At 63.7% G+C, this 26123-nt stretch carries 25 protein-coding genes; 12 read left to right on the top strand and 13 right to left on the bottom strand.

What is annotated here, in order from left to right; genetic code table 11:
* Positions 1–17 precede the first annotated feature (17 nt).
* From IEV82_RS04970 to IEV82_RS05000, 7 genes are read right to left on the bottom strand one after another with little or no spacing between them, the layout of a single operon-like run.
* Positions 18–1493, bottom strand: a complete 1476-nt coding sequence (locus tag IEV82_RS04970; protein WP_188480875.1) for an aldehyde dehydrogenase family protein — start codon at positions 1491–1493, stop codon at positions 18–20.
* A gap of 4 nt (positions 1494–1497) precedes the next feature.
* A complete protein-coding gene (locus IEV82_RS04975; RefSeq protein ID WP_188480876.1) occupies positions 1498–2640 on the bottom strand; it encodes an ABC transporter ATP-binding protein in 1143 nt (380 codons plus the stop codon).
* Positions 2633–3370: an ABC transporter ATP-binding protein gene (locus IEV82_RS04980; RefSeq protein ID WP_085632708.1), complete on the bottom strand. Its 738-nt coding sequence runs from the start codon at positions 3368–3370 to the stop codon at positions 2633–2635. The genes IEV82_RS04975 and IEV82_RS04980 overlap by 8 nt, the downstream gene beginning before the upstream one ends.
* Complete coding sequence (locus IEV82_RS04985) at positions 3367–4302, bottom strand: branched-chain amino acid ABC transporter permease (RefSeq protein ID WP_188480877.1); 936 nt, start codon at positions 4300–4302, stop codon at positions 3367–3369. Before IEV82_RS04985 ends, IEV82_RS04980 begins: the two co-directional genes overlap by 4 nt.
* The gene (locus IEV82_RS04990; RefSeq protein WP_188480878.1) at positions 4299–5165 is read right to left on the bottom strand and encodes a branched-chain amino acid ABC transporter permease; all 867 of its coding nucleotides are present in this window, start codon (positions 5163–5165) and stop codon (positions 4299–4301) included. Before IEV82_RS04990 ends, IEV82_RS04985 begins: the two co-directional genes overlap by 4 nt.
* 54 nt (positions 5166–5219) lie before the next feature.
* Positions 5220–6422 carry an amino acid ABC transporter substrate-binding protein gene (locus IEV82_RS04995; RefSeq protein WP_188480879.1) on the bottom strand — a complete coding sequence of 401 codons (1203 nt, stop codon included), beginning with the start codon at positions 6420–6422 and terminating at the stop codon, positions 5220–5222.
* Positions 6423–6435: 13 nt separating this feature from the next.
* Positions 6436–7881, bottom strand: a complete 1446-nt coding sequence (locus IEV82_RS05000; protein WP_308420407.1) for an aldehyde dehydrogenase family protein — start codon at positions 7879–7881, stop codon at positions 6436–6438.
* A 122-nt stretch (positions 7882–8003) separates the two neighbouring features.
* On the opposite strand from IEV82_RS05000, the gene IEV82_RS05005 reads away from it, so the two are divergent.
* The 8 genes from IEV82_RS05005 to IEV82_RS05040 all read left to right on the top strand — a co-directional run bounded on the left by IEV82_RS05005 (position 8004) and on the right by IEV82_RS05040 (position 15840).
* Entirely contained in the window at positions 8004–8897 is an 894-nt protein-coding gene (locus IEV82_RS05005) for an AraC family transcriptional regulator (protein ID WP_188480880.1), read from the top strand.
* A gap of 136 nt (positions 8898–9033) precedes the next feature.
* Complete coding sequence (locus tag IEV82_RS05010; RefSeq protein ID WP_188480881.1) at positions 9034–9762, top strand: GntR family transcriptional regulator; 729 nt, start codon at positions 9034–9036, stop codon at positions 9760–9762.
* Positions 9763–9806: 44 nt separating this feature from the next.
* Complete coding sequence (gene ligM / locus IEV82_RS05015; RefSeq protein ID WP_444543187.1) at positions 9807–11192, top strand: vanillate/3-O-methylgallate O-demethylase; 1386 nt, start codon at positions 9807–9809, stop codon at positions 11190–11192.
* Positions 11193–11284: 92 nt separating this feature from the next.
* Positions 11285–12259, top strand: coding sequence for a TRAP transporter substrate-binding protein (locus tag IEV82_RS05020; protein WP_188480883.1), 975 nt, complete (start codon positions 11285–11287; stop codon positions 12257–12259).
* 3 nt (positions 12260–12262) lie between these two features.
* Positions 12263–12766 carry a TRAP transporter small permease gene (locus tag IEV82_RS05025; protein WP_188480884.1) on the top strand — a complete coding sequence of 168 codons (504 nt, stop codon included), beginning with the start codon at positions 12263–12265 and terminating at the stop codon, positions 12764–12766.
* Positions 12763–14067 carry a TRAP transporter large permease gene (locus IEV82_RS05030; protein ID WP_188480885.1) on the top strand — a complete coding sequence of 435 codons (1305 nt, stop codon included), beginning with the start codon at positions 12763–12765 and terminating at the stop codon, positions 14065–14067. Before IEV82_RS05025 ends, IEV82_RS05030 begins: the two co-directional genes overlap by 4 nt.
* 7 nt (positions 14068–14074) lie before the next feature.
* Positions 14075–15034, top strand: a complete 960-nt coding sequence (locus tag IEV82_RS05035) for a VOC family protein (RefSeq protein ID WP_188480886.1) — start codon at positions 14075–14077, stop codon at positions 15032–15034.
* Between the two features lie 20 nt (positions 15035–15054).
* Positions 15055–15840, top strand: coding sequence for an arylamine N-acetyltransferase family protein (locus tag IEV82_RS05040; protein WP_188480887.1), 786 nt, complete (start codon positions 15055–15057; stop codon positions 15838–15840).
* A gap of 8 nt (positions 15841–15848) precedes the next feature.
* On the opposite strand, the gene IEV82_RS05045 is transcribed toward IEV82_RS05040, so the two are convergent.
* Positions 15849–17048, bottom strand: coding sequence for an ROK family transcriptional regulator (locus tag IEV82_RS05045; RefSeq protein WP_188480888.1), 1200 nt, complete (start codon positions 17046–17048; stop codon positions 15849–15851).
* 195 nt (positions 17049–17243) lie between these two features.
* Here IEV82_RS05045 and IEV82_RS05050 point away from each other — a divergent pair, with 195 nt between their 5' ends.
* From IEV82_RS05050 to IEV82_RS05065, 4 genes are all read left to right on the top strand, one after another.
* Complete coding sequence (locus IEV82_RS05050) at positions 17244–18263, top strand: sugar ABC transporter substrate-binding protein (protein ID WP_188480889.1); 1020 nt, start codon at positions 17244–17246, stop codon at positions 18261–18263.
* Between the two features lie 92 nt (positions 18264–18355).
* A complete protein-coding gene (locus IEV82_RS05055) occupies positions 18356–19417 on the top strand; it encodes an ABC transporter permease (RefSeq protein ID WP_188480890.1) in 1062 nt (353 codons plus the stop codon).
* Complete coding sequence (locus tag IEV82_RS05060; RefSeq protein ID WP_188480891.1) at positions 19417–20184, top strand: ATP-binding cassette domain-containing protein; 768 nt, start codon at positions 19417–19419, stop codon at positions 20182–20184. Before IEV82_RS05055 ends, IEV82_RS05060 begins: the two co-directional genes overlap by 1 nt.
* A gap of 187 nt (positions 20185–20371) precedes the next feature.
* Entirely contained in the window at positions 20372–21295 is a 924-nt protein-coding gene (locus IEV82_RS05065; RefSeq protein WP_188480892.1) for a mechanosensitive ion channel family protein, read from the top strand.
* A gap of 6 nt (positions 21296–21301) precedes the next feature.
* On the opposite strand, the gene IEV82_RS05070 is transcribed toward IEV82_RS05065, so the two are convergent.
* From IEV82_RS05070 to IEV82_RS05090, 5 genes are read right to left on the bottom strand one after another with little or no spacing between them, the layout of a single operon-like run.
* On the bottom strand, positions 21302–21715 hold the full coding sequence (locus IEV82_RS05070; protein WP_188480893.1) for a universal stress protein: 414 nt from the start codon (positions 21713–21715) through the stop codon (positions 21302–21304).
* 29 nt (positions 21716–21744) lie between these two features.
* Entirely contained in the window at positions 21745–22725 is a 981-nt protein-coding gene (locus tag IEV82_RS05075) for a zinc-dependent alcohol dehydrogenase (protein WP_188480894.1), read from the bottom strand.
* Positions 22722–23483: an SDR family NAD(P)-dependent oxidoreductase gene (locus IEV82_RS05080; protein WP_188480895.1), complete on the bottom strand. Its 762-nt coding sequence runs from the start codon at positions 23481–23483 to the stop codon at positions 22722–22724. The genes IEV82_RS05075 and IEV82_RS05080 overlap by 4 nt, the downstream gene beginning before the upstream one ends.
* Positions 23476–24783 carry a histidinol dehydrogenase gene (hisD, locus tag IEV82_RS05085; protein ID WP_188480896.1) on the bottom strand — a complete coding sequence of 436 codons (1308 nt, stop codon included), beginning with the start codon at positions 24781–24783 and terminating at the stop codon, positions 23476–23478. Before hisD ends, IEV82_RS05080 begins: the two co-directional genes overlap by 8 nt.
* A gap of 12 nt (positions 24784–24795) precedes the next feature.
* The gene (locus IEV82_RS05090) at positions 24796–26121 is read right to left on the bottom strand and encodes a TRAP transporter large permease (RefSeq protein WP_188480897.1); all 1326 of its coding nucleotides are present in this window, start codon (positions 26119–26121) and stop codon (positions 24796–24798) included.
* Positions 26122–26123: the final 2 nt, after the last annotated feature.

Raw genomic sequence — 26123 nt, forward strand, 5'->3', positions numbered from 1 at the left:
TCCTCCCTGTGTGCTGATCAAAAGACCGGCGGGTAATGGCGGCCGCCGCGTTCGAGCGTGATCCACCGGAGTTCCGTAAACGCATCGAGCGACCAGCGCCCGCCGTAGCGGCCCACGCCCGAGGCCTTGACCCCGCCGAACGGCACTTGCGGCTCGTCGTTGATGTTCTGATCGTTGACGTGGACCATCCCTGTCTCGAGCCGCCCAGCCATGCGCAGCGCGCGGCCTTCGTTCGCGGTCCAGACAGCGGCCGTCAGCCCATATTCTGTGTCGTTGTTCATCTCGATCGCCTCGTCCTCGGTGCGGAACGGGCTGACGATCACCACGGGGCCGAAGGTTTCGTCATGCCAGATGTCCATCGACCGGTCGACATGGGTCAGCACGGTGGGTTCGACGAAGTTCTCCCACGCGTTGCCCCCGAGTGCGACATGCGCGCCCTTGGCGACCGCATCGTCGATCAGCGCCTTGACCCGGTGCGCCTGACGGGTGTTGACCAGCGGTCCGATCACGTTGGACTTGTCGTTGACATGCCCGGTCTTCAGCTTGGCCGCGCGGGCAAGGAATTTCTGCATGAAGGGCTCGTAGATGCTTTCATGGATCAGCAGCTTTTCCGTCGACATGCAGACCTGGCCCTGGTGCATGAAGCTGCCGAAATTCGCGGCTTCGGCGGCCTTGTCGAGATCTGCATCCTCGAGCACGATCATCGAATCCTTGCCGCCCAGTTCGACGCAGCATTTCTTGAGATGCGCACCGCATTTGGCCGCGATATGCCGACCCACCGCGGTGGAGCCGGTAAAGGAAACCGCCTTGACGCGCGGGTCCTCGATCAGGGCATCGCCCACCTCGGCCACGCTGTCGCGCGAACAGGTCACGACGTTGAACACACCTGGCGGAACGCCGGCTTCCTCGAGCACTTCGGCATGGAACAACCCGCCTGCGTAGGGCGTGTCCTCGGACGGCTTCAGCACGACGCAATTGCCTACTGCCAGCGCCGCCGCATAGCCGCGCGAGGTCAGGATGCCGGGCATGTTCCAGGGCGAGATCACGCCCACGACACCCAGAGGCCAGCGCGTTGCCATCGACACCTTGCCATCGGCAGAAGGCAGCACCTCGCCGGTGGCTTGATAACAGAGCGACGCGGAGGTGCGGAAAATCTCGGCCACGAAGCCGGCCTCGAACACGCCCTTGCCGTACCATCCGCCGCCTTCGTGCATGACCGCATGGATGAAATCGTCCTTGCGGCTTTCCCAGACCTCGGCAATGCGCAGCAGCATCTTGGCCCGCTCCTGGAAATTGCGCGCCGACCATTCGGGAAACGCGGCCTGTGCGGCGGAAATGGCGCGGTCCATGTCAGTGGCGCTGCCATCGGGGATGCGGGCATAGAGCGAATTGTCCGACGGGTTGAGATCGTCAAAGGTGCGGGCGGCGGGCACCCAGCTTCCCCCGATATACAGGCCGCGGATCGTCGGGGCGGAGGCGGTGGAGTCGAGCATGGCGTTATCTCCTTGGCTTGTAGGTTTCGGCCCGGCGGGCGGCGGCTTCGATCTCTTCGATCATGGCGCGCAGCCGGTCCGAGGATGAGGCGAAGTCGGGAATGGAGGGCTGCGCCGGGCGTGAGGGTGTGCTTGGCTGGAGCGGCGCAGGGGCGCGGGGCGGTGGCGCGGCACCGTTGCGACGCGAAGCCGAGGCGCTGGCCTTGGCGACCAGATCGGTGATGTTCGGTGTATTGGGCTTTGGAGCGGGCGCTGCGCTTTTGGTCACCGGTGCGGGTTTGGGCGCGGGCGCGGCTGTAGGCGCAGGGCGTGTCGGTGCGCCGACCGATTTCATCGCCGCCGCCGCGATATCGCTGGGTTTTGGCCCTGCCGCAGGACGCGGGGGTGTGGCTTTCGGCATCGCCGCCGGGGCAGGGCGCTTGGCCCCGGTCGCGGCTCCGCCGCCACCCAGATAGGCTTTTTGCACCGCGGGGTCATTGGCCAGCCGGTCTGCATCATCCTCGTGCACGATCTCTCCGTTCTCCAGCAGGTACCCGCGATCCGCGATGCGCAGGCTCTGCTTGGCGTTCTGTTCGACCAGCAGAATGCCCAACCCCGCCTGTTTCACCACGCGCAGGCTCTGGAACAGGTCCTTGCACAGGAGCGGCGACAGACCCAGGGACGGCTCGTCCAGAGCAAGGATCGACGGGTTCGACATCATCGCGCGGCCGATGGCGACCATCTGCTGTTCGCCGCCCGACATGGTGCGCACGGTTTGCTTGCGGCGTTCGCCCAGCTTGGGAAACAGCGACAGCACGCGGTGCAGGTTGCCCGCCTCATCGTCGCGGGCGCGTTCGGCATAGGCGCCAAGGGTCAGGTTTTCCTCGACCGTCAGGTCGCCGAACACGCCGCGCCCCTCGGGCACCAGCGCGATCCCGGCCTCGACGATCCGGTGCGGCTTTTCACCGACCAGATCGGTGTTTTCGAGCAGGACCTCGCCGGTCACGTGGCCTTCGCAGATGCCGCAGACCGCCTTGAGCAGCGTCGATTTTCCGGCCCCGTTCGCGCCAAGGATCACCACGATCTCGCCCTTGCCGACGCGCAGGGACGCGCCGTGCAACGCGCGGTGCTTGCCATAGATGACGGACAGGTTGCGAACCTCAAGCATCGTCATCCCCCAGATAGGCGCGGATCACCTCGGGGTCGGACAGCACCTGTTCCGGCGTGCCTTCGGCGATCTTGAGCCCCGTTGACATGACCACGCAGCGATCACAGAGCGACCGGATCGCGTCCATCACGTGCTCGACCAGAATGATCGTCCGCCCCTCGTCGCGCAGCCGCTTGATGAGCGTGATGCCTTCCTCAAGCTCGGTCGGGTTCAGCCCGGCCAGCCATTCGTCCAGCAGCAGAACCTTGGGTTCGGATGCCAGCACGCGGGCCAGTTCGACGCGCTTGGTGTCGATATAGGTCAGCTCTCCGACATGGGCATTCGCCCGGCGGTCCAGCCCGACCAGCGCCAGCATCCGCAGCGCGTGGGCATCCGCCTCGGCCCCCCAGCGGCGGCGATGGCCAAACACGGCGCCCGCGCGGACGTTTTCAAGCACGGTCATCGATGGCAAAAGGCGCACAAGCTGGAACGTCCGGGCAATGCCGCGCCGGGCGATGTCGGCGGCGGACAGGTGCGAGATTGGCGTGCCGCGCAGGGAAATCGTGCCCTCGGTCGGTTTCAGCGCGCCCGAGATCAGGTTCAGCGTCGTGGACTTGCCCGACCCGTTGGGGCCGATCAGACCCAGCACTTCATGCTCGGTCACGTCGAAATCCATGTCGTTCACGGCAACCAGCCCGCCAAAGCGTTTGGTGGCCCCGCGCAGTGACAGTACCGTGGGTCCGGTGGTCATGCAAACGCCTCCCGGTCGCGCAGCCTGCGCTTGCCGCTTTCGATCAGCCCGACAAAGCCGCGCGGCAGCAGGTAGACGATCACCAGGAAGCTGAGACCCAGCAACAGCGTCGTCTGGTTCGGGAAACTGGCCGAAATGGTTTCAAACAGCAGGGTGAACGGGATCACGCCCACCAGCGGTCCCCAAAGACGGCCCGTGCCGCCCAGAAGCGCCATGATGACCACCAGGAAGGACAGCATCGGGGAAAAGGCCAGCGCCGGTTCGATGTAGATATAGCGCGGTGCCAGCATCGACCCGACCACCGCAGCGGTCGCACCCGATACCATGAACAGCAGGATCTTGGCGCGCGAGGTGTTGATGCCGGAGTGGCGCGCGACCTCTTCGTCGTCGCCGATGATGCGCAGGGCAAACCCCAGCCGCGACCGTCCGATGGCCCAGCCGGTCAGGTAGACGATCCCGGCCAGCGCCACGAGCTGCCAGTAGATATGCACCTCGGTGATGTCGGTCAGCACATAAAGGCCTTTCTGGCCGGACACGTTCTGCCCCCATGTCACCACCTGTCGCACCAGTTCGGCGAGGCCCAGCGTGAAGATCACGAAATAGACCCCCGACAGGCGCAGAGTGGCAAAGCCCACCAGTGCCGCAAGCACCGCGCCCAGAATGGCGGCGATGGGCAGGGTCAGCCAGTAATTCATCCCGTTCTCGATCCCGATGGCAGTGGTGTAGGTGCCAAGGCCGAAAAACGCGGCGGTCGCGAGCGAGATGTAATGCGTCGGGCCCGAAAACAGCGCCCAGCTTGTGGCAAGAACCGCATACATCGCGATGGTGATGCCGATGGACAACATGTAGGCGTCGCCGGTCAGCGGCAGGCAGGCGGCCACCGCCAGCAAAACCGCCGACAGCGTGAGGGATTGCCAGTCGCGCTTGGTCATGACGTGCGCCTTCCGAAGAGGCCCTGCGGACGGAAGAGCAGGATCAGGACAAAAAGCAGATAGGCAGCGGCCAGCGTCAGGCCGGGATCGATCAATGTGGCCACGACGGTCTCCAGTATCCCCAGCAGCAGTGCTGCAACGATGGTGCCGCGCACGTCACCGACACCGCCCATGATGACGATGACCAGCGCCTTGAGCGTGAACATCACACCCGTGGAGGCATCCAGCGTCAGGAAGGTGGAAATCAGCGCGCCACCCACTGCCGTGACGGCGCCTCCCAAAGCAAAGGCCAGCGCCGACAGCCGGGGCACGTCGATGCCCACCAGCCGCGCGCTTTTGGGATCGACCGCAATCGCACGGATCGACATGCCCGCGCGGGTCCGGTTGAGCCAGAGCCACAAGCCACCGCAGATGATCACCGCCGCCAAAGCTGCCGTCACACGGTTCAGTGCGTAGGTGTCGCCGATCAGAGTGATGGGGCGCGCGAGGTAGGAATAGGAAAAATAGTCACCGCCAAAGAGCGCCAGCATGATCCCGACCGATACGAAGGCCAGACCGAAGGTGGTCAGGATTGCATCCACCTCGAGCTGACCCTGCGACTTGGCGCGTCTGACCAGCGGGCGCAACATGACGACATAGATCAGCCAGTTCACGGCAAAGGCCAAGGGTGCCACGATGAAGATCGTCAGAAGCGGGCTGACCTGTCCGGCGGTGTAGAACCAGAAGGCGGCAAAGCCACCCGCCACAAGGAACTCCCCGTTGGCGAGGTTCATGATCCTTGCCATGCCGTATTGCAGGTTCAGCCCCATCGCGATCAGCGCGTAGGTGCCGCCCAGCAGCAGACCTGTGATCAGAATGTCCATGTGGTCTCCGGGTTTGGTTTGGATGGCCCCGGACATGCCGGGGCCGTCACGGGATTATTCCCAGCCGGTCTTGGGCTGCGCGGGAACGGCACCCTCGCGTCCGGTGGAGGCGACGCCCTTGAACACGCCGTCCTGCCACTGGCCGACAGTCCAGTACTGCGCGTTCGAATTGTTCTCGTCCCATGTGATCGGGCCGACGATCGTATCGAACGCGTTGTTGGCAAGATACTCGGACACGGCGGCGCGGTCGGTCGTACCCGCACCTTCGATGGCTTGCTGAAGGATCTGGAACGACGCATAGACCGCCGCAGAGGCCCAGAAATCAGGCTTGGCCCCGGTCACCGCTTCGTGACGGGCGGCGTAGTCCTTGAACGCATCGCCATCGGCGAAGACGCCACCGGCCCCAAGCACACCTTCGGCAGCGGCTCCGAACCGTCCGCCATAAGACGGGAAGGATGTGGCCACGGCGGTGTAGAACGCCTTGGGCGCAAGCCCCGCGATCTGCGCCTGTTCGGTCAGGCCGAACGTGTCGGGCGGGTAGGACCACGCGACAAAAGCGTCAGGGTTTGCATCGCGCGCCCCGTTGACGACGGGCGACAGGTCCTGCGTGCCCAGCGGATAGGAGGAATCGTAGACGATCTCGAACCCGGCTGCCTCGAATTGTGGACGTGCCGCCTCGGCCAGTTCGATGCCGAACGCGTCGGCCACGTTGACCATGGCGACCCGGCTGCCGATCTCGCCGGCCTCGCGCATCTGGGTCAGAACCTCGACGACGCCGCCCGACAGGCCGGTGGCCCCGCCCAGCAGGAAGAACATGTTGGGGAACTTGCCCGACAGGTCTTCGATCTGGTCCGAGATGGCCGTGTGCGTGATCATCGGATAGCCGTAGCGTTCAAAGATCGGTGCCGACGCGATGTTCAGGCCCGTGCCATAGGGCGCGAGGATGAAATCCGCCTCGTCCTGTGTTGCCAGACGCTGGACCGCCTTGATGGTTTCGCCGGGGTTGGTCTGGTCATCGTACTCGATGATCTCGACCATCATTTTTGTGCCGCCGACGTCGATGCCGCCCGCTTCGTTCACGTCATGCGCCCAAAGCTGCACGTTCGGCCAGAACGTGACCGCGCCGCCCCCGGCAAGCGGGCCGGTTTTCGGGCCGACCGCGCCGATCTTGAGCACGTCCTGTGCCGCGACCGGACCGGCCAGGGCTGTTGCGACCGACAGCGCCGCTGCCAGGCCGAAGAGTTCTCTGCGTTTCATGTGATGTCCTCCCTTATTGACTTTTTGTGGTTTGTTTTGCCGATGGGTGGTCGTGCAGGGCAATCCATTGGCATTCGGTGAATTCCGCCACCGCGTCGCGCCCACCGAACCGGCCATGGCCCGACGCCTTGACGCCGCCAAAGGGCAGGCGGGGGTCGTCGTAGACGGTCGATCCGTTGACATGGCCGATCCCGGTCTCGATCTGGAACAGCATGTCCTGCGCCGCCTTGGTGTCTTGGCTGAAGACCGAGGCGACAAGGCCGAATTCCGTATCATTGGCGATGGCCAGCGCCTCTTCGGCATCGGCCACGCGGATCACGCCGGTGACCGGGCCGAACGCCTCATCGTCATAAAGCATCATCCCGGGGGCGACGCGATCCAGAACCGCGGGCTGCAATCCTCCGCCCGACAGTTCTCCGCCAGTGACGAGCACCGCGCCCTTGGACACTGCATCGTCGATCATGGCGCGCACCCGCACCGCGGCCGCCGGGCTGATGAGGGCACCCAGAGGGCTGGGCTGACCGGGGGCAAAGCGCAGCGTCTCGGCCTCTGCCGCCAGCCGCGCCACAAACTCCGCCGCGATGGAGGTGTCGACGATGACCCGTTCGGTCGACATGCAGACCTGCCCCTGATTGAAGAAACTGCCATGCGCGATGGCGCGTGCGGCATGGTTGAGATCGGCATCCGCCAGAACCACCGCCGTGCCCTTGCCCGACAGCTCGAGCAGGCAGGGCTTGAGATGCTGCGCCGCCGTCATCGCGATTTCGCGCCCCACACGTGTCGATCCGGTGAAATTCACCCGCCGCACCGCAGGATGCGCAATCAGTGCCTCCACCACCTCTTCGGCGTGATCGGGCGCGTTGGTGATATAGTTCAAAACCCCGTCCGGGAGCCCCGCGCTGCAGATCGTCTCGGCCACCCATTCATGCGTCTTGGGGCAAAGTTCAGACCCCTTGAGCACGATCGTGTTGCCACAGGCCAGCGGGGCCGCCACGGCACGAGTGGCGAGCGTCACTGCCGCGTTCCACGGTGCGATGCCCAGCACCACACCGGCAGGACGACGGCGCAGGATATGACCCGCAACCGGGCTTTCGGTGTTGTCGAGAACCTCTGCCAGATCGGCGGTCTGGCGCAACATCGCTGCCGCAATGCCCACGTTGAAGCGCACCCAGTCTGGCGAGGATCCGACCTCGGCGCAGGCGATCTCGACAACCTCGTCTGCGCGGGCGGTCATCGCATCGGCGGCGTTCATCAGCAGGGCAATGCGCTCGCGCACCGGCGTCGCCGCCCAATCGGCAAAGGCACAGGCGGCGGCAACTGCAGCAGCGCGCGCCTCGGTGGCGCGTCCGGCGGCGGCACGGGTGACAACTGCATCCGACACCGGGTCTCGTCGTTCGAACGCGACAACCGGGTCAGGCGCGACATGTCGCCCTGCAATTATCAGGCGGGTCTCGTACAGTTGCTCCTCCCCAGGCTCACTGAACGCAGCCGACTCCTCGCGGCTGCTCTATAAAAAGGCTCTGGCTTACGCGGAGTAAATGATATTCTGCGGCAATAATTTTACATTCTGTGGGATTCTTCATGCCAGACCGACGATTTCGCGATTCTGCCACGGTTCGCGCAGGGGCTTTGACCGGGGATTTGCGCAGCCGCATCGTCGGTCTGGCCGAAAGCCTGCATGGCCCCTCGTGGTGCGCCATCCTGCTCGAGGACGGGGGTGCGGTGCTGTCGGGCGAAGACGCCCGGATCGAGGCGCCGGTGCTGGCATGGCGCCCATGGGACGAGACATCGCGCCTGCGGTTCGATGCAGGGGCGGTCGGCACCTATGTGCTGCTCAGCGCCAGTGCTCTTGGCAATACCATCGGACACCTGCCCGAAGCCCGCGACCTGCGGGATGTGGCCGATCACGCGCTCACCGTGCCGCTGACCGCTTCGACCGAACGCCGGTTCGCCTTGCGCACCGCCTTTGCAGGCATTCGACGCGAGCTCGAGGAAGACGCCGTGGCGGCGCACGTCGTGGTCGAAGCCTATCTGCGGGTCATCCTGATCGCGCTTCTGCGCGCCGCGCCGTCCTATTCCGAGGGTCCACAAGGGGCCAGCCCGTCGCACCGCGCCTTCACCCGGTTCAGCACCCTGGTCGAACGGCATTTCCGTGACCGCTGGTCTGTGTCGCTTTATGCGCAAACGCTGGGGCTGACGCGCGACCGGCTGGGCGACATGTGCCGGCGGGTGCGGGGGCTTGGCCCCAAGGACATCATCGACCGGCGGGTGATGATCGAATCGCGGCTGCTGCTGGAAACCTCGGGCCGGTCGGTGAACGAGATCGCCAGCGCTCTGGGCTTTGGATCAGCCGCGCAGTTCAACCGTTTCTTCGTGCGCCATGCTGGTCAGCCACCGGGGGCATACCGGGTCGCCTTCCTCCGCGGAATCGAGAAGGGCGTATCGGATCCGGCCCGGCCATTCGATTGGCCCTAACGCATCTCTGTATACAGGATCGGGCTGAATTTTTCATATTGATGACGAAATTCCCAGATTGACAGATTCCTGTATACAATTTACCCAAGCTCTCGGGACGTCGCAGGGGAGAGCGGCGCGCGCCTGGGGAGAGTGCATGTCTGATCGCAAGACGCAGTTCGAAAAGGCGTTGCTGGGGCTTCGGTCGCTGGTGATGAGCGGCGAATTCACGGGCAGCACACGCTTGCCCGAGGTCGCTCTGGCCGACCGGCTGGGCCTGTCGCGCACGCCGCTGCGGCAGGCGATGGATCAGCTTGTCTCAGAAGGTCTGCTCGAGAGGATCGAAACCGGCGGCTGCCGCGCGGCGCGGTTCACGCTCGATGACATCAACGACGCCATCGAACTGCGCGGCGTGATCGAAGGAACGGCGGCGCGGTTGGCGGCAGAGCGGGGGGCCGATCCCGCGATCATGCTTGATGCGGAGCGCGTGCTGGACAGGATCGACACGGCGCTGGCGCGTCCCGATCACATCGACTTCGACGCGTATATTATTGAAAACGCGGCCTTTCACCAAATCCTGTCACGTCTTGCCGGCAGCCAGCTGATGCAGCGCGAGGTGGACCGTGTCAGCCGCCTGCCGCTGGCGTCCCCCAGCGCGTTTCTGCGCGAACAGGAGCTGATCCCGGATTTCAGCGCATCCCTGTTGCGCGCACAGCACCAGCACCGCGCCATCGTCGAGGCGATCCGCGCCCGTGAAGGCGCGCGCGCCGAACACCTGTCCCGCGAACATGCCCGCCTTGCGCGGCGCAATCTCGACCACCTCGCCAATGCCGGTCCGGGGGTCGCGACACGCGTGCCCGGCCTGTCTCTACTATCAGCAGAATAACACTTTTAGAGGAAAACACACCTATGCCCAGCTTGTCCGACAAGATGAAAGAATGGGGAAATCCCGTTGAAATGCTTCGCAATTCCCAGATCGGGATGTATGTCTACCCGGTCGTGACACCGGAATTCCGCAACTGGCGCGTGGAACAGGAAGCGTGGCGTCACAGCGCCGTGCTGTTCGACCAGTCGCACCACATGGACGAGCTGATCGTCGAAGGTCCGCAGGCCGAGGAGTTCCTTGCCTATCACGGCATCAACGCCTTCGGGAATTTCGACCTGAACCGCGCCAAGCATTACGTACCCGTCACGCCGAACGGCCACGTGATCGGGGACCACATCATCTTCCGTGAACGCGAGGACAAGTTCATCCTCGTGGGTCGCGCGCCGACCTCCAACTGGCTGATGTTCGCGGCGGCCTGGGGCAAGTGGAACGTGCGGATCAAGCACGATCCCCGCTCCACATCCCGCCCCGAAGGCGAGCGCGTGCTGCGTACCCATTACCGCTACCAGATCCAGGGTCCGGACGCGCCGAAGATTTTCGAAAAGATGAACGGCGGCCCGATCCAGGACATCAAGTTCTTCCATGTCGACTGGATCAACATCGGTTCCAAGAAGGTGCAGGCACTGCGCCACGGCATGTCCGGCGCGCCGGGTCTCGAGGTCTGGGGTCCCTACGAGGACAAGCACTACATCCATTCGACCATCCTTCAGGCGGCCAAGGACGCGGGCGTTGATCTGGTCCAGTGCGGCAGCCGCGCCTATTCGACCAACACGCTGGAATCCGGCTGGATTCCGTCGCCGCTGCCCGGCATCTATACCGGCGACGGCATGCTGGCCGATTACCGCGACTGGCTGGGCACCGACATGTACGAAGCCGCAGGCGCCATCGGCGGCAGCTTTGTGTCGGACAATATCGAGGATTACTACGTCAACCCGTTCGAGCTGGGCTACAACTTCTACATCGGCTGGAAGAAAGACGATTTCATCGGCAAGGATGCGCTTCTCAAGATGAAAGAGAGCAAGACCAACCGCAAGAAGGTCACCTTCGAGTGGAACAAGGAAGACGTGCTCAAGGTCATCGCATCGGCCTTCGAGGACGGCATCCCCTACAAGTGGATCGACTTCCCGCAACCGAACTACGCGTCAAGCTCGGCCGATATGGTCATGCATGGCGACAAGATGGTCGGCATGAGCATGTTCAACGGCTACAGCTACAACGAACGCTGCGTGCTGTCGCTGGGTGTCGTCGATCAGAGCGTCGAGATCGGGGACATCCTGACCATGCGCTGGGGCGAATCCGACGATACGGCAAAAACATCCGCCGAAAAGCACAAGCAGGCCGAAATTCGGGTGCGGGTGTCGGAAACACCGTACTCAAGCGAGGCACGGGAAAGCTATGCTGCTGACAGTTGGCGGGCAAAAGCCGTCTGATCAGCAGGGTTTCGGGGCGGCGGTCACGCAGAAGGATCGCCGCGCCCTATCACATGGCCTGACATGGATCAGGCCGCTTTTGGGAGGACATCATGACACTGAGAACCACCTTTATCGGCGCTGCACTGGCCGTGGCCGCTGCCGCACCTCTTGCGGCGCAGGAGTTGAAATTCGCCAATTTCACGCCGCCGTTCCACACGGTCAACGCCAGCGTGATCGAAAAGCTGAACGCCGATCTGACGGCGGCCACCAATGGCAGCCTGACCGTGCGCGGCTATCACGGCGGTGAACTGGGCGCAGGTCCGGTCGAGCAATATATCCGCGCCGTGCAGGGCGTGGCCGACATGGTCTGGGGCTTGCCGGGCTATACCTCGCAGCAGTTCGAGAAAACCATGATCGTCGAACTGCCGGGCGTCCTGCCCGAAGGCAAGACGGGAGCCGACGCGCTGTGTGACGCGATGGACGAGATCTCGGGCGAGTTTCCCGGCACAGTGCCGGTCGCGCTTTGGACGTCCGAGCCGAACATCATGATCATGAAGGACAAGGTTGTCCGCACCCCTGCCGATCTGGCGGGGCTCAAGATCCGTGTCGCTGGTGCCACGGCTGGCAAGGTGGCCGAAGCACTGGGCGCAACCCCGGTGCAGATGCCGATCAACCAGGTCTACAACGCGATGCAGACCGGCTTGATCGACGGTGTGTTCACCGGCGCCTCGACGCTCAGCGACTTCAAACTCGACGAGGTCGCGGATGCCTACACGCTGGGTGCACCCTTGGGTCGGCTGGCGTTCTTCGCGGTGATGGGGCAGGGATCGTATGACGCCCTGTCGGACGACGCGAAAGCGGCGCTGGATGAGGCGCGTGGCTGTGGTCTTGGCAACAATGCCGAAACGGCATGGAATGCCACCGCAGCCGAGGCGCTTGAAGTCGCCCGTGCGGATGCGGGCAACACCGTTGTCGATCTGACCGCCGAAGAGGCACAGGCCTTCGAGGATGCCGTGTCGAACGTCGTGGCCGATTACGTGGCCAGCGTTGGTGGCGAAGCGGCTCTTGCAGCGATGCAGAACTGAGCCTTGGAGCGGATACGCACCCTTGCGGACAGGCTGATCGGCCTGTCCGCTGCCCTCGGCGCCACGGCGCTGATCGTGGTGGTGGTCGTGATCCTGATCGACGTGGTGGGGCGTGCCCTTGGCAGTCCCCTTTACGGCAGTCAGGACATCACCACGATGGCCACGGTGATCCTCGTCTTTGCGCCCATGGCGCTTTGTGACCGCCTGGGTGGTCACATCTCGGTCGACCTTTTCGAACGGTATTTTCCCGCATCCATGAACCGCGCCATCGACATCACCGTTGCCCTGTCAGGGGCCGTGATCTTTGCCGCGCTGGCATGGGCCACGTGGGACAGTGCCAAGCTGTCGGTCATGCTCAACCTGTCCACAAACCTGCTCTATCTGCCCAAGGCATATTTCCAATGGGCCGCGATCGGCTTCATGGGCGTTGCCGCAATGGGCCTTGCCCTCCGGGCGCTGGAACTGGCCGTGACCGGACGCGATGTCCGTGCGGAGCAGCAGTCATGACCGCCTCCATCACGGGTATTGTCGGTATCCTTGCGCTTTTTGCCTTGCTCGTGCTGCGCATGCCGGTGGCCTTTGCGATGTTCGTCGTGGGCTTCGTGGGCATCTGGGCCCTGAACGGCCTCAACGCCGCAACCTCGCTTCTCGCGTCCGAGGCGTTCACGCTCGCGTCCTCACCCGAACTGGTGGTGATCCCGCTCTTCATCCTGATGGGCAATGTCGCGTCACATACCGGCATGAGCCGCCGCTTGTTCGACGCGGCCTATGCCGTGATCGGCTCGGTCCGGGGTGGTCTTGCCTCGGCCACGGTGATCGGCTGCGGCGGCTTTGCCGCGCTGTCCGGATCATCCGTTGCCTCGGCCCTCACGATGGGCAAGGTCGCGCTCGCTGAAATGGAGCGGTTCAAATACGATGATCGCCTGTCGACCGGCGTTGTTGCCGCTGGTGGCACGCTGGGCATCCTGATCCCGCCCTCGACCGGCTTTGTCATCTACGCCATTCTGACCGAGCAATCCATAGGCCGGCTGTTTCTGGCCGGGGTGTTTCCGGGGCTGCTCTTGCTGGCGATGTTCGTGCTGGCCGTCACGATCCTGTGCTGGCTGCGCCCCGAATTGGGACCGGCCGGTCCAACCACGGCCCTGTCCGAGAAACTCCGCGCCGTGGGCGGTGCCGGGCCTATCGTTCTGGTGATCTTCATCACCATCGGCGGCATGTATGGCGGGTTCTTTTCACCCGTCGAGGCGGCGGCTGTCGGGGCAGGGTCGGTCATCCTGATCGGCTGGATCACCCGCACTCTGGACCTGTCCATGCTCTGGGTCGCGGCGAAGGACAGCGTGGTGACCACTGCCACCGTCATGCTGATCCTGATTGCCGCGCACATGATCAACCCGTTCCTCGCGCTCAGCCACATGACCGACCTCGTGGCACAGGCCTTTGTCGCGCTGGAACTGGGGCCGATGGGCAGCCTCATGCTGATCCTCGGCATCTACCTCGTTCTGGGCTGTTTCCTCGAAGGCTTCGCGATGCTCGTGCTGACCCTGCCGATCTTCTTTCCCATCGTGCTCGAGCTGGGGATCGACCCGATCTGGTTCGGCGTGCTGGTGGTTCTCTCACTTGAAATGGGCCTGATTTCGCCCCCCGTGGGGCTGAACGTGTTCATCGTGAAATCCGTGGCCCCCGGCGTGGCGCTTGGGCGCATCTTTATCGGCGTCATCCCGTTCTGGATCATGATGATGGTCACGCTGGCGATCCTCGTGGCCTTCCCGCAAATCTCGCTTTTCCTGCCCAACACCATGTTCAATTGAGGCGCTTATGACCGAACCCTGCTTTGACGTTGCACATCTTGGCCATGTGGAGGTCCTGACCAACACCTTCGACGAGAGCCTTGATTTCTTCACGCGGGTCTATGGTCTGAAACTCTCGGCGATGGACGGCGACAGTGCCTACCTGCGGGCGTGGGACGATTACGAATTCCACACGCTCAAGTTGACCAAATCCGACACCACCGGCGTGGCCCATATCGGCTACCGCGTGTCGTCCGAGGCGGCGCTGGAACGGCGTGTGAAGGTGATCGAGACGTCAGGCTATATGGTTCATGGCTGGGTCGACGGCGATCTGGGGCATGGCCGCGCCTACAGGTTCGAGGATCCGTTCGGCCATGTGTTCGAGCTTTACTGGGACACTGTGAAATATGACCCGCCCGAGGACGACAAGCCGGCGCTCAAGAACATGTCCAGCCGCTTTCACGCGCAAGGCGTGTCGCCGCGCCGGATCGACCATTTGAACCTGCTGGCCGAAGACGTGATCCAATTCCGCGACTTCATGATCACCTGCCTTGGCAGCCGCGTGACCGAACAGATCCGGCTCAACAACGGGCGGTTGGGCGGCTGCTGGTTCACCATCAACAACAAGACCTATGATCTGGCCTGCACCGAGGAACACGGGCGCGGCCAGAACCGCCTGCACCATGTCACCTACGCCACCGACCAGCGCGAGGACATCCTGCGCGCCGCCGACATCTTTCTGGAAAACGGCGTCCATATCGAAACCGGCCCGCACAAGCATGCCATTCAGGGGACGTTTTTCCTGTATGTCTGGGAACCGGCGGGCAACCGGGTGGAACTGGCGAACGCAGGCGCGCGCCTGATCCTGCAACCCGACTGGGAAACGATCACCTGGACCGAGGACGAGCGCAAGAAGGGGCAGGCCTGGGGGCTCAAGACGATCGAGACCTTCCACACCCATGGCACGCCGCCCGTCACCGCTGAGTGATGGAGGCAGCGCCCGCAGACATGGTGGATGCGTGGCTGTCCCGGCTGGGGCTGACTGCTGCGCCGCCGGTGACACTGGGCGGGTTGACCACCATAACCCGCGCGCATCTGGACCGTATCCCGTTCGAAAACCTGACCGTCTTTTGCGGCGATGTTCCCGAGCTTGGGCTCGAGGCGCTTGCCGCCAAAATGCTCCATAACCGGCGCGGAGGATATTGTGTCGAGGTCAATCCGCTGCTCTGCGCCGCTTTGCGCGGTCTGGGTTTTGACGCCCGTCTTCGCATGGCGCGGGTCATTTGGCAGCGCGATGTGCCGGGGCCGCGCAGCCATTGCGTCTGCATCGTGACGCTGGACGGGGTCGAGCACCTTGTCGATGTGGGCTTCGGCGGGCCGGGGCCAATCGCGCCGGTGGCGTTGAACAATGATGCAGGTGATGTCGACCTGCGCACCCGGACCCGCGCCGGGCTGGGCACCGTGCTGAGCCGACAGGTCGATGTGGATGATTGGCGCGATCTCTACACCTTCACCGACGAACTGACGACGATGTCGGATGTGCAGGCGGGCAACTGGCTGGCGGCCACCATGCCGGGATCCCTGTTTGCCCGGACGCTGGTCGTCACCCGCCAGAGCGGCGACACGCGACTGGTGCTGGACGGTGCCCTGTTTCGCAAGTTTGCAAAGGGCAGGGAGTTGCAGGCGGAAACTTTGCAAACTCCGGACGCGGTGATCACCTGCCTGCAGGATTCCTTTGGACTGGACCCGGTGCCGGGGCTGAAAGACGCGTTGATCCGCAAAGGCATTTTTTGACCGGATGGTCAGAAAACCGCCAGACCCGCATTGGTGTTCAACAGGAACTGCGTGAAGATCGGGCTGCTGGCCGCACCGATGGCGCGGGCATTGCCGCCCACGCTGCCGGGTTCGATCTGCGGCGCGATCAGGCCGCGCGTGTCCTGGTTGACCAGATAGCGCCGTACCCGTTCCACCAGTTCGGTCCGCACCGAGGCGGGGAACGCCCCGTCGATCAGCACCGCCTCGAAGTCGATCACCGCGCAGACCGACAGTGACGCCTTGGCCAGTTCCTGCGCGGTTTCCCCGATCCACGGCTCGACATAACGGGACAGGTCGGTCCAGTCCTGCGGCTGATGCCAGAGCACGCGCGGATCGACCCCGGCCTGCACCAACCGCCCTTCGAGCAGGTGGATGGAGGCCACGTCGATCAATTGCTGGCTTTCGCCCAACGGCCCTGTGCTGCGCAGCGACCCCAGCGCGCCCGCATTGCCCTGATTGCCTTCGAACACCGTGTTATTGAGAACAACGCCACCACCCACGAACGAGCCGATGAAGAAATAGGCGTAGTCGCGAAACCCGTGATTGTGGCCGTAAAGATGCTCGGCCCGGCAGGCGGCGGTGGCGTCATTCACCACGAACACCGGAAGGTCGCTGAACCGGGAGACCTGTTCCTCGAAATCCAGATCCTTCCACGATCTGAACCGCTGCGACGGCGCGCCGATCAGGTCGTTCCATTTCCAAAGCTCGAAAGGGGCCGCGATCCCGATGCCACAGACACGGTCCACCGCGTCGGGCGCAAGACCGCCCAGCAGGGTGGTGATGCCCTGTTCTAGAAAGGCGAACACATCGTCTGGCAGGGGGTACTGATAGGCCGTCGAGACCTGAGCGCGCACGGTGCCGGTGAAATCCAGCAACAGCAACTCTGCGCTGCGCCGCCCGATCTTGAGGCCCAGCGACAGCACCCCGTCGGGCGACAGCTCCATCGGGATCGAGGGCTTGCCGACCTTGCCGCGCACCGGATCGCCTCGGCGCAGAAATCCGTCCTGTTCCAGCTTGCGAAAGATCACCGACACGGTCTGCGGAGACAGCCCCGTCAGGCGCGCAAGATCGATTCCGGCCATGCCGCCACGGCGCTGCAACATCGACAGGAGCAAGCGTTCATTATGGTTGCGCACACCGCTCTGGTTGACGCCCCCACTTGCCCCTCTGATCTTACCACCGTCCATGGTGATGACCTTAATCCAGGAAAATCCTTTGTTTAAGATGGCAGAGTGTATTTAATAAATAAAGTTTATTTATTTATTGACAGCACTGCGTTTCTCTGGCCTTTTCGATACCAACCTGTTGCGGGATCGCAGGCAGGGGGAGCGGGCATTGCATGGCCCGAAGGACTTAAAAGCGATTATTTCTGGGAGGAAATCATGAAGAAACTTCTGCTGAGCTCGGCTGTTGCCCTTGCGTCCATGTCCGGTGCGGCCTTTGCCGCAGGTCACGGCGTCAGCGCGTGCCTGATCACCAAAACCGACACCAACCCGTTCTTCGTCAAGATGCGCGAAGGCGCAGAGGCCAAGGCCGCCGAACTGGGCATGACGCTCAACAGCTATGCAGGCAAGATCGACGGTGACCACGAAACACAGGTCGCCGCCATCGAGACCTGCATCGCCAATGGTGCCAAGGGCATCCTGCTCACCGCGTCCGACACCGGTTCCATCGTTCCGGCCGTTCAGCAGGCCCGCGATGCGGGCATCCTCGTGATCGCCCTCGACACGCCGCTTGATCCGATCGACGCGGCGGACATGACCTTCGCGACCGACAACTTCCTTGCCGGCGAACTGATCGGTCAGTGGGCCGCTGCCGCTTTGGGGGATGACGCTGCCAATGCGCGCATCGCGACGCTTGACCTTGCGGTCAGCCAGCCGACCGTGGACGTGCTGCGCAACCAGGGCTTCCTTCAGGGCTTCGGCATCGATCTGGGCGATCCCAACGTGATCGGCGACGAAACCGATCCCCGCATCGTCGGCAGCGACGTGACGCAGGGCAACGAAGAGGGCGGTCGCCGCGCGATGGAGAACCTGCTGGCGCAGGACCCGACCATCAACGTGGTGCACACCATCAACGAACCCGCTGCTGCCGGTGCCTACGAGGCGCTCAAGGCCATCGGTCGTGAAAACGACGTGCTGATCGTGTCGGTCGATGGTGGCTGCCCCGGCGTCCAGAACGTCAAGGACGGCGTGATCGGTGCAACCTCGCAGCAATACCCGTTGCTGATGGCCTCCAAGGGCATCGAGGCGATTGCCGCATGGGCCGCGGATGGTACCAAGCCGTCGGCAAGTGATGGCAAGGACTTCTTTGACACCGGCGTGGCGCTTGTCACCGACAAGCCGGTCGACGGGGTGGACTCCATCGACACCGACGAAGGCATGGAGCTTTGCTGGGGTTGATCCGACTCAGCTCAGACTGAACAGTCAGGACAGGGGCGGGGAACGACCCGCCCTTGTCACAAGAACGGCCGTGTCTTCGGGGGAGGAGTCTCATGCCATCATCAGACAATTATGAATCGGTTGTCGGCAAGGCGAATGCCGAAATCGCATCCTTCGGTGGACGCGAGAAAACCCTGATCGACCGGTTTCACCACGCCTTGCACACCACGCCTGCCTTGGTGCCGCTCATCGTGCTCGTTTCCGCGATCATCGTGTTTGGCCTCGCGCTTGGATCGCGGTTCTTTTCACCCTTCGCGCTGACGCTGATCCTGCAACAGGTGCAGATCGTCGGCATCGTCGCCGCCGCGCAATCGCTGGTGATCCTGACCAAGGGCATCGACCTGAGCGTTGGTGCCATTGCCGTGATCTCGTCGGTGGTGATGGGGCAGTTCGCGTTCCGCTACGGCTTGCCGCCGGGCCTTGCGGTGATCTGCGGGCTGGTGGTCGGCACGGCCATTGGCGCGGTCAATGGCTGGCTGGTGGCGCAGATGAAACTGCCGCCCTTCATCGTGACGCTGGGCATGTGGCAGATCGTGCTGGCGGCGAATTTCCTTTATTCCAAGAACGAAACCATCCGGTCGCAGGAGATCGCTGAGCAGGCCCCTCTTTTGCAGATCATGGGGGCCAAGTTCGAAGTCGGCGGTGCGGTCTTTACGTTGGGCGTTGTGTTCCTTGTCCTTCTGGTGGCGGTGCTGGCCTTCGTGCTCAAACACACCGCCTGGGGCCGGCATGTCTATGCCGTGGGCGATGACCCCGAGGCGGCGGAGCTGGCGGGCGTGAACGTCAAGCAGACGCTGATTTCCGTCTATGCGCTGGCCGGTCTGATCTGTGCCTTCGCGGGCTGGGCGCTGATCGGGCGCATCGGGTCGGTGTCGCCGACCTCCGGGCAATTGCTGAACATCGAAAGCATCACCGCCGTGGTGATCGGGGGCATCTCCCTGTTCGGAGGGCGCGGGTCGATCCTTGGCACCTTCTTTGGCGCGCTGATCGTCGGGGTGTTCACCCTTGGTCTGCGCCTTGCCGGGGCGGATGCGCAATGGACCTTCCTTCTCATCGGTGTGCTGATCATCGCCGCCGTGGCCGTGGACCAGTGGATCAGAAAGGTGGCAGCCTGATGGAACCGATTTTGAAAGGCCGTGGACTGGTCAAGCGTTATGGCCGCGTGACTGCGCTGGACCGCTGTGATTTCGACCTGATGCCCGGCGAGATCCTAGCCGTGATCGGCGACAATGGCGCGGGCAAATCCTCGCTCATCAAGGCGGTGTCGGGCGCGGTCATTCCCGACGAAGGCACCGTGACGCTCGAAGGCAAGGACGTGCGGTTCACCACGCCGATCGAGGCGCGTGCGGCGGGCATCGAAACCGTCTACCAGACGCTGGCCATGTCGCCCGCGCTGTCGATTGCCGACAACATGTTCATGGGCCGCGAGATCCGCAAGCCCGGCTGGCGGGGCAAGTGGCTGCGCCAGCTGGACCGCCCGATGATGGAGAAACTGGCCCGTGACAAGCTGACGGAGCTGGGGCTGATGACGATCCAGAACATCAATCAGGCGGTGGAAACCCTGTCCGGGGGCCAGCGTCAGGGCGTGGCCGTGGCCCGTGCCGCCGCGTTCGGATCGAAGGTCATCATCCTGGACGAGCCGACCGCAGCCCTGGGCGTCAAGGAAAGCCGCAAGGTGCTGGAGCTGATCCAGGACGTGAAATCGCGCGGCATTCCGATCATCCTGATCAGCCACAACATGCCCCATGTGTTCGAGGTGGCCGACCGCATCCATGTTCACCGTCTGGGCAAGCGGCTCTGCGTGATCGACCCCAAGGATTATACCATGTCCGACGCGGTGGCCTTCATGACCGGGGCCAAGGATGCACCGGAAGCGGCGTAAACCTTCTTGTTCTGCACATTGGCCCTGCCTTTCGGCGGGGCCTTTTCTTTGGGGTCTTGCCACCCCGATCCGACAAAGCCGCCTCCTGAATGCACTTTTTTCGGAACCATTCCGCGCGGTGGGAGTTGACCCACCCGCAAGGTGGCTTTGAGCCGCCTCTAAAGCGTGGAAACAAGGAATTACGAGCATGGAAGAGGTGGAAGCCGTTGCCAACGGCCTGTGGGATCAGATCAACGCGGTCTTCACGATGGAGATCTACAATGGCCGGTCGCTGGCGGACCTGCTGACTCTCGAGGCGCTTTTGTCCCTGCTGGGCAGCGCGCTGGGGGCAACGCTGATCCTCGTGCTCGGCTTCGTTGTCTCGGGCGTCCTGAGCCGTCGGATCACGCGGATCGGGTCGATGCATGCGAGCCTCGACGACACGCTCTTCGTGTTCTTCGGCAACATCGTCCGTTACATCATCCTCGGGTTCACCACGCTGTTCGTGCTCAACACGTTCGGGGTGCAGACCACGTCGATCATCGCCGTCATCGGTGCCGCCGGTCTGGCCATCGGCCTGGCGCTGCAGGGCACGCTGTCCAATGTCGCGGCGGGGGTCATGCTGATCCTGTTCCGCCCGCTCAAGAACGGGGATTTCGTGCAGGTGAACGACGTGCTGGGCACGGTCAAGGAGATCACGCTGAACTACACCGAGATCGCCGATATCGGCAACGTCAAGGTCGTGGTGCCCAATTCCGAAGTCTGGGGCAAGACGATCAAGAACTATTCCGGCTACAGCACCCGCCGCGCCGAATGGGAATTCGGTGTCGGCTACGGGGTCAATCTTGCCAAGGCCGAAGAGGTGATCCGGGACACGATCATGTCCGATCCCCGGTCCCACTCAGAGCCTGCACCGTTCATTCAGGTCAACAATCTCAACAGCAGTAGCGTCGATTTCCTGGTCCGCGTGTGGTGCGCGGCGTCGGATTACTTTCAGTATCAGGCCGACATGAAGCGCAAGGTCAAGGAAGCGCTGGACGCGGCGGGTGTCGATATTCCTTTCCCGACCCGCATGGTTGTGATGCAGGGCAACGGATCGGTACAGGACGCGGAACGACTGGCCGCCGAATAGGTCAGGTCAGTCGCCCTTGCGATGCACATGAACCGCGCAGGGCGCGTGGCGCACCACGCGGGCGGCGGTCGAGCCGAGGAAAAAGTCGCTCAGCCCCGGTTTGTGCGATCCGATCACGATGCAGTCGAACCCGTGCTGGGCCGCATAGTCGATGATGGTGCGCGCCGAATGACCCGTGACCAGAGCGGGTGTCACGTCGTCCAGCCCGGCGATCTTTTCGTTCAGCCGTTCGCGGGCCGTGTCGAATCCGGCCTTGACCACCTCGTCGTCCAGATAGGCCTTCACCGTGCCTTGCGGGGCTTCGTAGACATGCAGCGCGACGATCTCGCCGCCCTCGGATCGCAGCACCCGCGCCACTTCGAGCGTTTGCGGTGATACGCCGTGATCCAGCGCCATGGGAACAAGGATTTTGCTGTACATCTCAAATCTCCTTTGGGTGTGGGGCAGGTTCAGCCCCAGGGCTGCAGAACGATTTTCGGTGTCGCGATCTTGCCGTGGCGCAGGTCGTGAAAGGCGCTGGCCCCATCGCTCAGAGGGCGTGTGCGAAACCAGTCCAGCGGCCCCAGACGCCCGTCAAAGATCGCCTGCGCGGTGTCGCGGAAATCCTGCGCGGTGTAGGTATAGGTGCCGACGAAGGTGATTTCCTGCAACGTCATGCGGCGCACATCCAGCCCGCCGGTGTCTTCGCCCAGCCCCACATGGCCGATCACGCCACCGGGCAGGGCATGGGCCGACGCTGCGGCGCGGGTGGCGGCATAGCCCACCGCGTCGATGATCAGGGGGTAGAACCCGGTCGGTTCCGCCACGGCGGTTTCGCCGCATTCATCGCTGAGAAACGCGCGGCGGGCCGGGTTCGGCTCGACCACCGTGACATCCGCGACCCCCATCGCCTTGAGCGCCAGCGATGCCGCAAGGCCGATGGCACCGCCTCCCAGAACCAGCGCGCGACGGTCCATCGACGGGTGCAGTGCGGCCAGCGCCAGCCTGACCGTGTGCCAGCTGACCGCCAGCGGTTCCGCCAGCGCGGCCTTGTCCAGCGGTACAGCGTCCGGGACGGTCACAAGGTTCGATGCGGGCATCGACACGAATTGCGCAAAGGCGCCCGGTCGCGGCTCCATCGAGATGATCTGGCGCGTCGGACACAGGTTTTCCCGCGCGGCTTGGCAGGCGGCACAGGTGCCGCAGGTCACCAGCGGATTGATCGTCACGCGGGTGCCGTCCATCGGCCCGCCCTGAACCACGCCCGCTGCTTCATGCCCAAGGATCAGCGGGGCAGGGCGGCGCGCGTCATGGCCCAGATAGGCATGCATGTCTGACCCGCAAATCCCGACCGCCTCGATGCGGATGAGGTGTTCGCCCTCGCGCGCGGTGATGTCCGGCACCTCGCGATAGGCCAGCGTTTCCAAGTCTTCGTAAACCAGCGCCTTCATTTTGCGGTAAACCCTCCGTCCACCATGAGAACCTGACCCGTGACATAAGACGACGCATCCGAGCACAGGAACAACACCGGCCCGTCGATATCCTCCATCCGGCCATTGCGCCCGATGCACGTCTGCGCCGCGTTGCGGGCGGCGCGGTCGGGGTCGGAGAACACAGCCTGTGTGAGTTCGGTCGGAAAGAACCCCGGCCCGATGGCGTTGGCGGTGATCCCGTGGGGTGACCAGGCTTCGGCCATGGCGCGGGTCAGTTGCGCGATGCCGCCCTTGGTGGCGCCATAGGCGATGCCGCCCGGAAAGGCGCGGGTGGTCTGGAGCGAGGCGAAGTTGACGATCCGGCCCCAGCCCTTGGCCTTCATCGCGGGCACCAGCGCTTGCGACAGGAAAAACGGTGCCGACAGGTTCAGCGCCAGTGTCATGTCCCAGCCATCGGGCGTCACGTCATCCGCCGCTTCGCGCGTGTTGACGCCTGCCGCATGGATCAAGATGTCAGGCGCACCGAACGGGGCCGACACAGCCTCGACCAGCGCAGGCAGTCCGTCGCGGTCGGTCACGTCGCCCACGACATATGCGGCTGCCGCACCGATCTCGGCGCACAGGCTGGCCAGCGCGTCCTGCCGCCGGGCCACACCCACGACGCGCGCCCCCGCTGCGGCCAGCGTGATCGCGGCACGCCGTCCGAGGCCGGAACTGGCGCCGGTGATGACAGCCACCTTGCCCTCAAGGTGGAACAGCTTTGCGGGATCAGCCATCTGCGGTCAGATCGAAATTGGTGCCGGGAAAGTACTTGGCCAGACGCACATCGGCCGCACGGGCGTGGCCTTCCATGCCTTCGAGCCGGGAAATCCGGGCTGTCGCTTCGGCGATCGCCTTTGATCCCTCTCGGGTGGCGCGCTGCCACGTGACGATCTTCATGTACTTGTGGACAGACAGACCGCCGGTATAGCTGGCCGCGCCCGAGGTCGGGAGGACATGGTTCGTGCCCGTCGCCTTGTCGCCATAGGACACGGTGGTTTCCTCGCCCAGAAACAGCGAGCCATAGCAGGTCAGGCGGTCCAGCCACCAATCCAGATCCTCGGCCTGCACCGTCAGGTGTTCGGGTGCGTATTCATCGGAACAGGCGGCCATGTCCTCGCGGTCTGAACACAGGATCACCTCGGCATAGTCGCGCCACGCAGCGGCTGCGTTCTGGCTGTTCACCTCGGGCAGATCGGCGATCAGGCCGGGGACGATATCCATCACCTTTTGTGCCAGTGCGCGGTCATCCGTGACCAGCCAAACGGGCGAATTGTAGCCGTGCTCGGCCTGGCTCACCAGATCGGTTGCCACGATATGCGGATCGGCGGTCTCGTCGGCAAGGATCAGGCTGTCGGTCGGTCCGGCGATCATGTCGATCCCGACACGGCCAAAGAGGATGCGCTTGGCCTCGGCCACGAACTGGTTGCCGGGTCCGACAAGGATATTGGCCTTGGGCAGACCGAAGAGACCAAACGTCATCGCGGCCACACCCTGCACGCCGCCCATCGCCATGATCTGGTGCGCACCCGAGATATGCGCGGCATAGACGATTGCGGGCGCGATGCCGACACCGGGGCGGGGGGGCGAACAGGCGGTGATATGACGGCAGCCCGCCACCTTGGCGGTGGTCACGGTCATGATGGCCGACGCGATATGGCTGTAGCGCCCACCGGGCACATAGCAGCCTGCCGCGTCCACGGGGATCGCCTTTTGCCCGGCGATCATGCCCGGCACGATCTCGACCTCGACATCCGACATGGTGGCCTTTTGCGCCTCGGCGAAACGGCGCACATTGTCCTGCGAAAACTCGATATCGCGCTTGAGCTTTTCGGGCACCAGCGCGCTGGCCGCTTCGATGTCTTCGGGTGTCAGCAGGACATTGCCTTCGTACTTGTCGAACTTGCGGGCATAGTCCATCGCGGTCGCATCGCCGCCCGCCTCGATATCGGCAAGGATGGTCTTGACGGTCTCGTGCACTTCGGAGGCATCGGATTTCGCCGTCAGGGTCGCTTTTTTCAGGTATTCTCGTGTCATAATCGTTAAGTCCTACTTGTAGATATCAGGCAGCAGCGTTGTGGAAATCGCCGGCACATAGGCGATGAACAGAACCACGACGAGCATGCCCAGAACGAAAGGAATGGCGCGGGCTGCAATCTTGAGGATGGATTCCCCGGTGATGCCGGAAACCACGAACAGGTTAAGCCCAAGCGGTGGCGTGATGAAACCGACACCCAGAGCGGTGATCATCATGATGCAGAACTGGATCTCGTTCATGCCGATATTGTCGGCAAGCGGCTTGAGAATGGGCGCAAGGATCACGATGTTCGGCGTCGTCTCCATCACGCAGCCCGCCGCGATCAGGATGCCGATCATCAGCAGGATGAGGATCCACGGCTCGTCCGTCAGCGCGGTCACCGATGTGACAAAGCCCTGCGGCACACCCATGATGGCCAGCGCTTCGGCCAGAGGTGCGGAAAAGGCGATGATCGGCAGGATCACCCCGTTGACCTTGGCGGAACTGAGCAGCATTGCCGGGAAATCGGCGAATGACAGCGTGCGCAGGATGAAGCCCATGATGATGGTCACGACCACCGCCGTCGCCCCGGCCTCGGTCGGGGTCAGCCGCCCCGAGAAGATGCCGTAGAAGATGATCCCCGGCACGATGAAGGCGTACCAGCCGGATTTCAGCGCACGTCCCAACTGGGCCAGATATTCGCTCATCGAGATGTTGCCGCCACCTTCGTAGCCGTGGATTCGGTTGACGATCACGTTGGTGACGAGGATCGAGATCAGGATCGCCAGACCGGGGATCAGCGCCGCCAGAAACAGCGTCGAGGCGGAAATGCCCAGCACAAGGCCGATGATGATATAGGCAATCGACGGCGGAATGAGGATGCCGGTACAGGCACCCGCCGCGACCAGCGCGCAGGCATAGGGGCGGGGATAGCCCGACTCCACCAGCCGCGCGATGGTCATGCGCCCGACGGCGGCAGCGCCTGCCGCATCAGAGCCCGAGATGGCGGCGAACATGCCGCAGACCAGCACCGTGGCCGATCCGAACCCGCCCTTGGCGAATTGCGTCAGCGCCTCTGCCACGTCCAGAAACTTGCGACTGAGCCCGGTGCGCACCAGCACGTCGCCCGTGAGGATGAACAAGGGCACGGCGGTCAGCGCAAAGGCGTCGATCCCGGTGAACAGGCTCTCGCCCACAGCGCTCAGCGGCAGGTCGCCCGACATCATCAGCATGATGATGGCCGCAGCGCCGATGGCGGCCCAGACCGGCACCGCCAGCGCGATCAGTGACACGAAGAGGATCACCGGAACGTAGAAATCCCAGCCAAGATCGACTGTCTGATTGATTTGTTGCCACATGG

This window comes from Marivita lacus (genome assembly GCF_014637725.1).
Taxonomy (GTDB): domain Bacteria; phylum Pseudomonadota; class Alphaproteobacteria; order Rhodobacterales; family Rhodobacteraceae; genus Marivita; species Marivita lacus.

Coding starts and splice junctions, on each gene's coding strand:
- IEV82_RS05040 (WP_188480887.1), top strand. CDS start 15,055: ATGGTGGATGCGTGGCTGTCCCGGCTGGGGCTGACTGCTGCGCCGCCG.
- IEV82_RS04985 (WP_188480877.1), bottom strand. CDS start 4,302: ATGACCAAGCGCGACTGGCAATCCCTCACGCTGTCGGCGGTTTTGCTG.
- IEV82_RS05005 (WP_188480880.1), top strand. CDS start 8,004: ATGCCAGACCGACGATTTCGCGATTCTGCCACGGTTCGCGCAGGGGCT.
- IEV82_RS05020 (WP_188480883.1), top strand. CDS start 11,285: ATGACACTGAGAACCACCTTTATCGGCGCTGCACTGGCCGTGGCCGCT.
- IEV82_RS05050 (WP_188480889.1), top strand. CDS start 17,244: ATGAAGAAACTTCTGCTGAGCTCGGCTGTTGCCCTTGCGTCCATGTCC.
- IEV82_RS05030 (WP_188480885.1), top strand. CDS start 12,763: ATGACCGCCTCCATCACGGGTATTGTCGGTATCCTTGCGCTTTTTGCC.
- hisD (WP_188480896.1), bottom strand. CDS start 24,783: ATGACACGAGAATACCTGAAAAAAGCGACCCTGACGGCGAAATCCGAT.
- IEV82_RS04980 (WP_085632708.1), bottom strand. CDS start 3,370: ATGACCACCGGACCCACGGTACTGTCACTGCGCGGGGCCACCAAACGC.
- IEV82_RS05075 (WP_188480894.1), bottom strand. CDS start 22,725: ATGAAGGCGCTGGTTTACGAAGACTTGGAAACGCTGGCCTATCGCGAG.
- IEV82_RS05010 (WP_188480881.1), top strand. CDS start 9,034: ATGTCTGATCGCAAGACGCAGTTCGAAAAGGCGTTGCTGGGGCTTCGG.
- IEV82_RS05065 (WP_188480892.1), top strand. CDS start 20,372: ATGGAAGAGGTGGAAGCCGTTGCCAACGGCCTGTGGGATCAGATCAAC.
- IEV82_RS05045 (WP_188480888.1), bottom strand. CDS start 17,048: ATGGACGGTGGTAAGATCAGAGGGGCAAGTGGGGGCGTCAACCAGAGC.
- IEV82_RS05070 (WP_188480893.1), bottom strand. CDS start 21,715: ATGTACAGCAAAATCCTTGTTCCCATGGCGCTGGATCACGGCGTATCA.
- IEV82_RS04970 (WP_188480875.1), bottom strand. CDS start 1,493: ATGCTCGACTCCACCGCCTCCGCCCCGACGATCCGCGGCCTGTATATC.
- ligM (WP_444543187.1), top strand. CDS start 9,807: ATGAAAGAATGGGGAAATCCCGTTGAAATGCTTCGCAATTCCCAGATC.
- IEV82_RS04995 (WP_188480879.1), bottom strand. CDS start 6,422: ATGAAACGCAGAGAACTCTTCGGCCTGGCAGCGGCGCTGTCGGTCGCA.
- IEV82_RS05035 (WP_188480886.1), top strand. CDS start 14,075: ATGACCGAACCCTGCTTTGACGTTGCACATCTTGGCCATGTGGAGGTC.
- IEV82_RS05080 (WP_188480895.1), bottom strand. CDS start 23,483: ATGGCTGATCCCGCAAAGCTGTTCCACCTTGAGGGCAAGGTGGCTGTC.
- IEV82_RS05090 (WP_188480897.1), bottom strand. CDS start 26,121: ATGTGGCAACAAATCAATCAGACAGTCGATCTTGGCTGGGATTTCTAC.
- IEV82_RS04990 (WP_188480878.1), bottom strand. CDS start 5,165: ATGGACATTCTGATCACAGGTCTGCTGCTGGGCGGCACCTACGCGCTG.
- IEV82_RS04975 (WP_188480876.1), bottom strand. CDS start 2,640: ATGCTTGAGGTTCGCAACCTGTCCGTCATCTATGGCAAGCACCGCGCG.
- IEV82_RS05055 (WP_188480890.1), top strand. CDS start 18,356: ATGCCATCATCAGACAATTATGAATCGGTTGTCGGCAAGGCGAATGCC.
- IEV82_RS05060 (WP_188480891.1), top strand. CDS start 19,417: ATGGAACCGATTTTGAAAGGCCGTGGACTGGTCAAGCGTTATGGCCGC.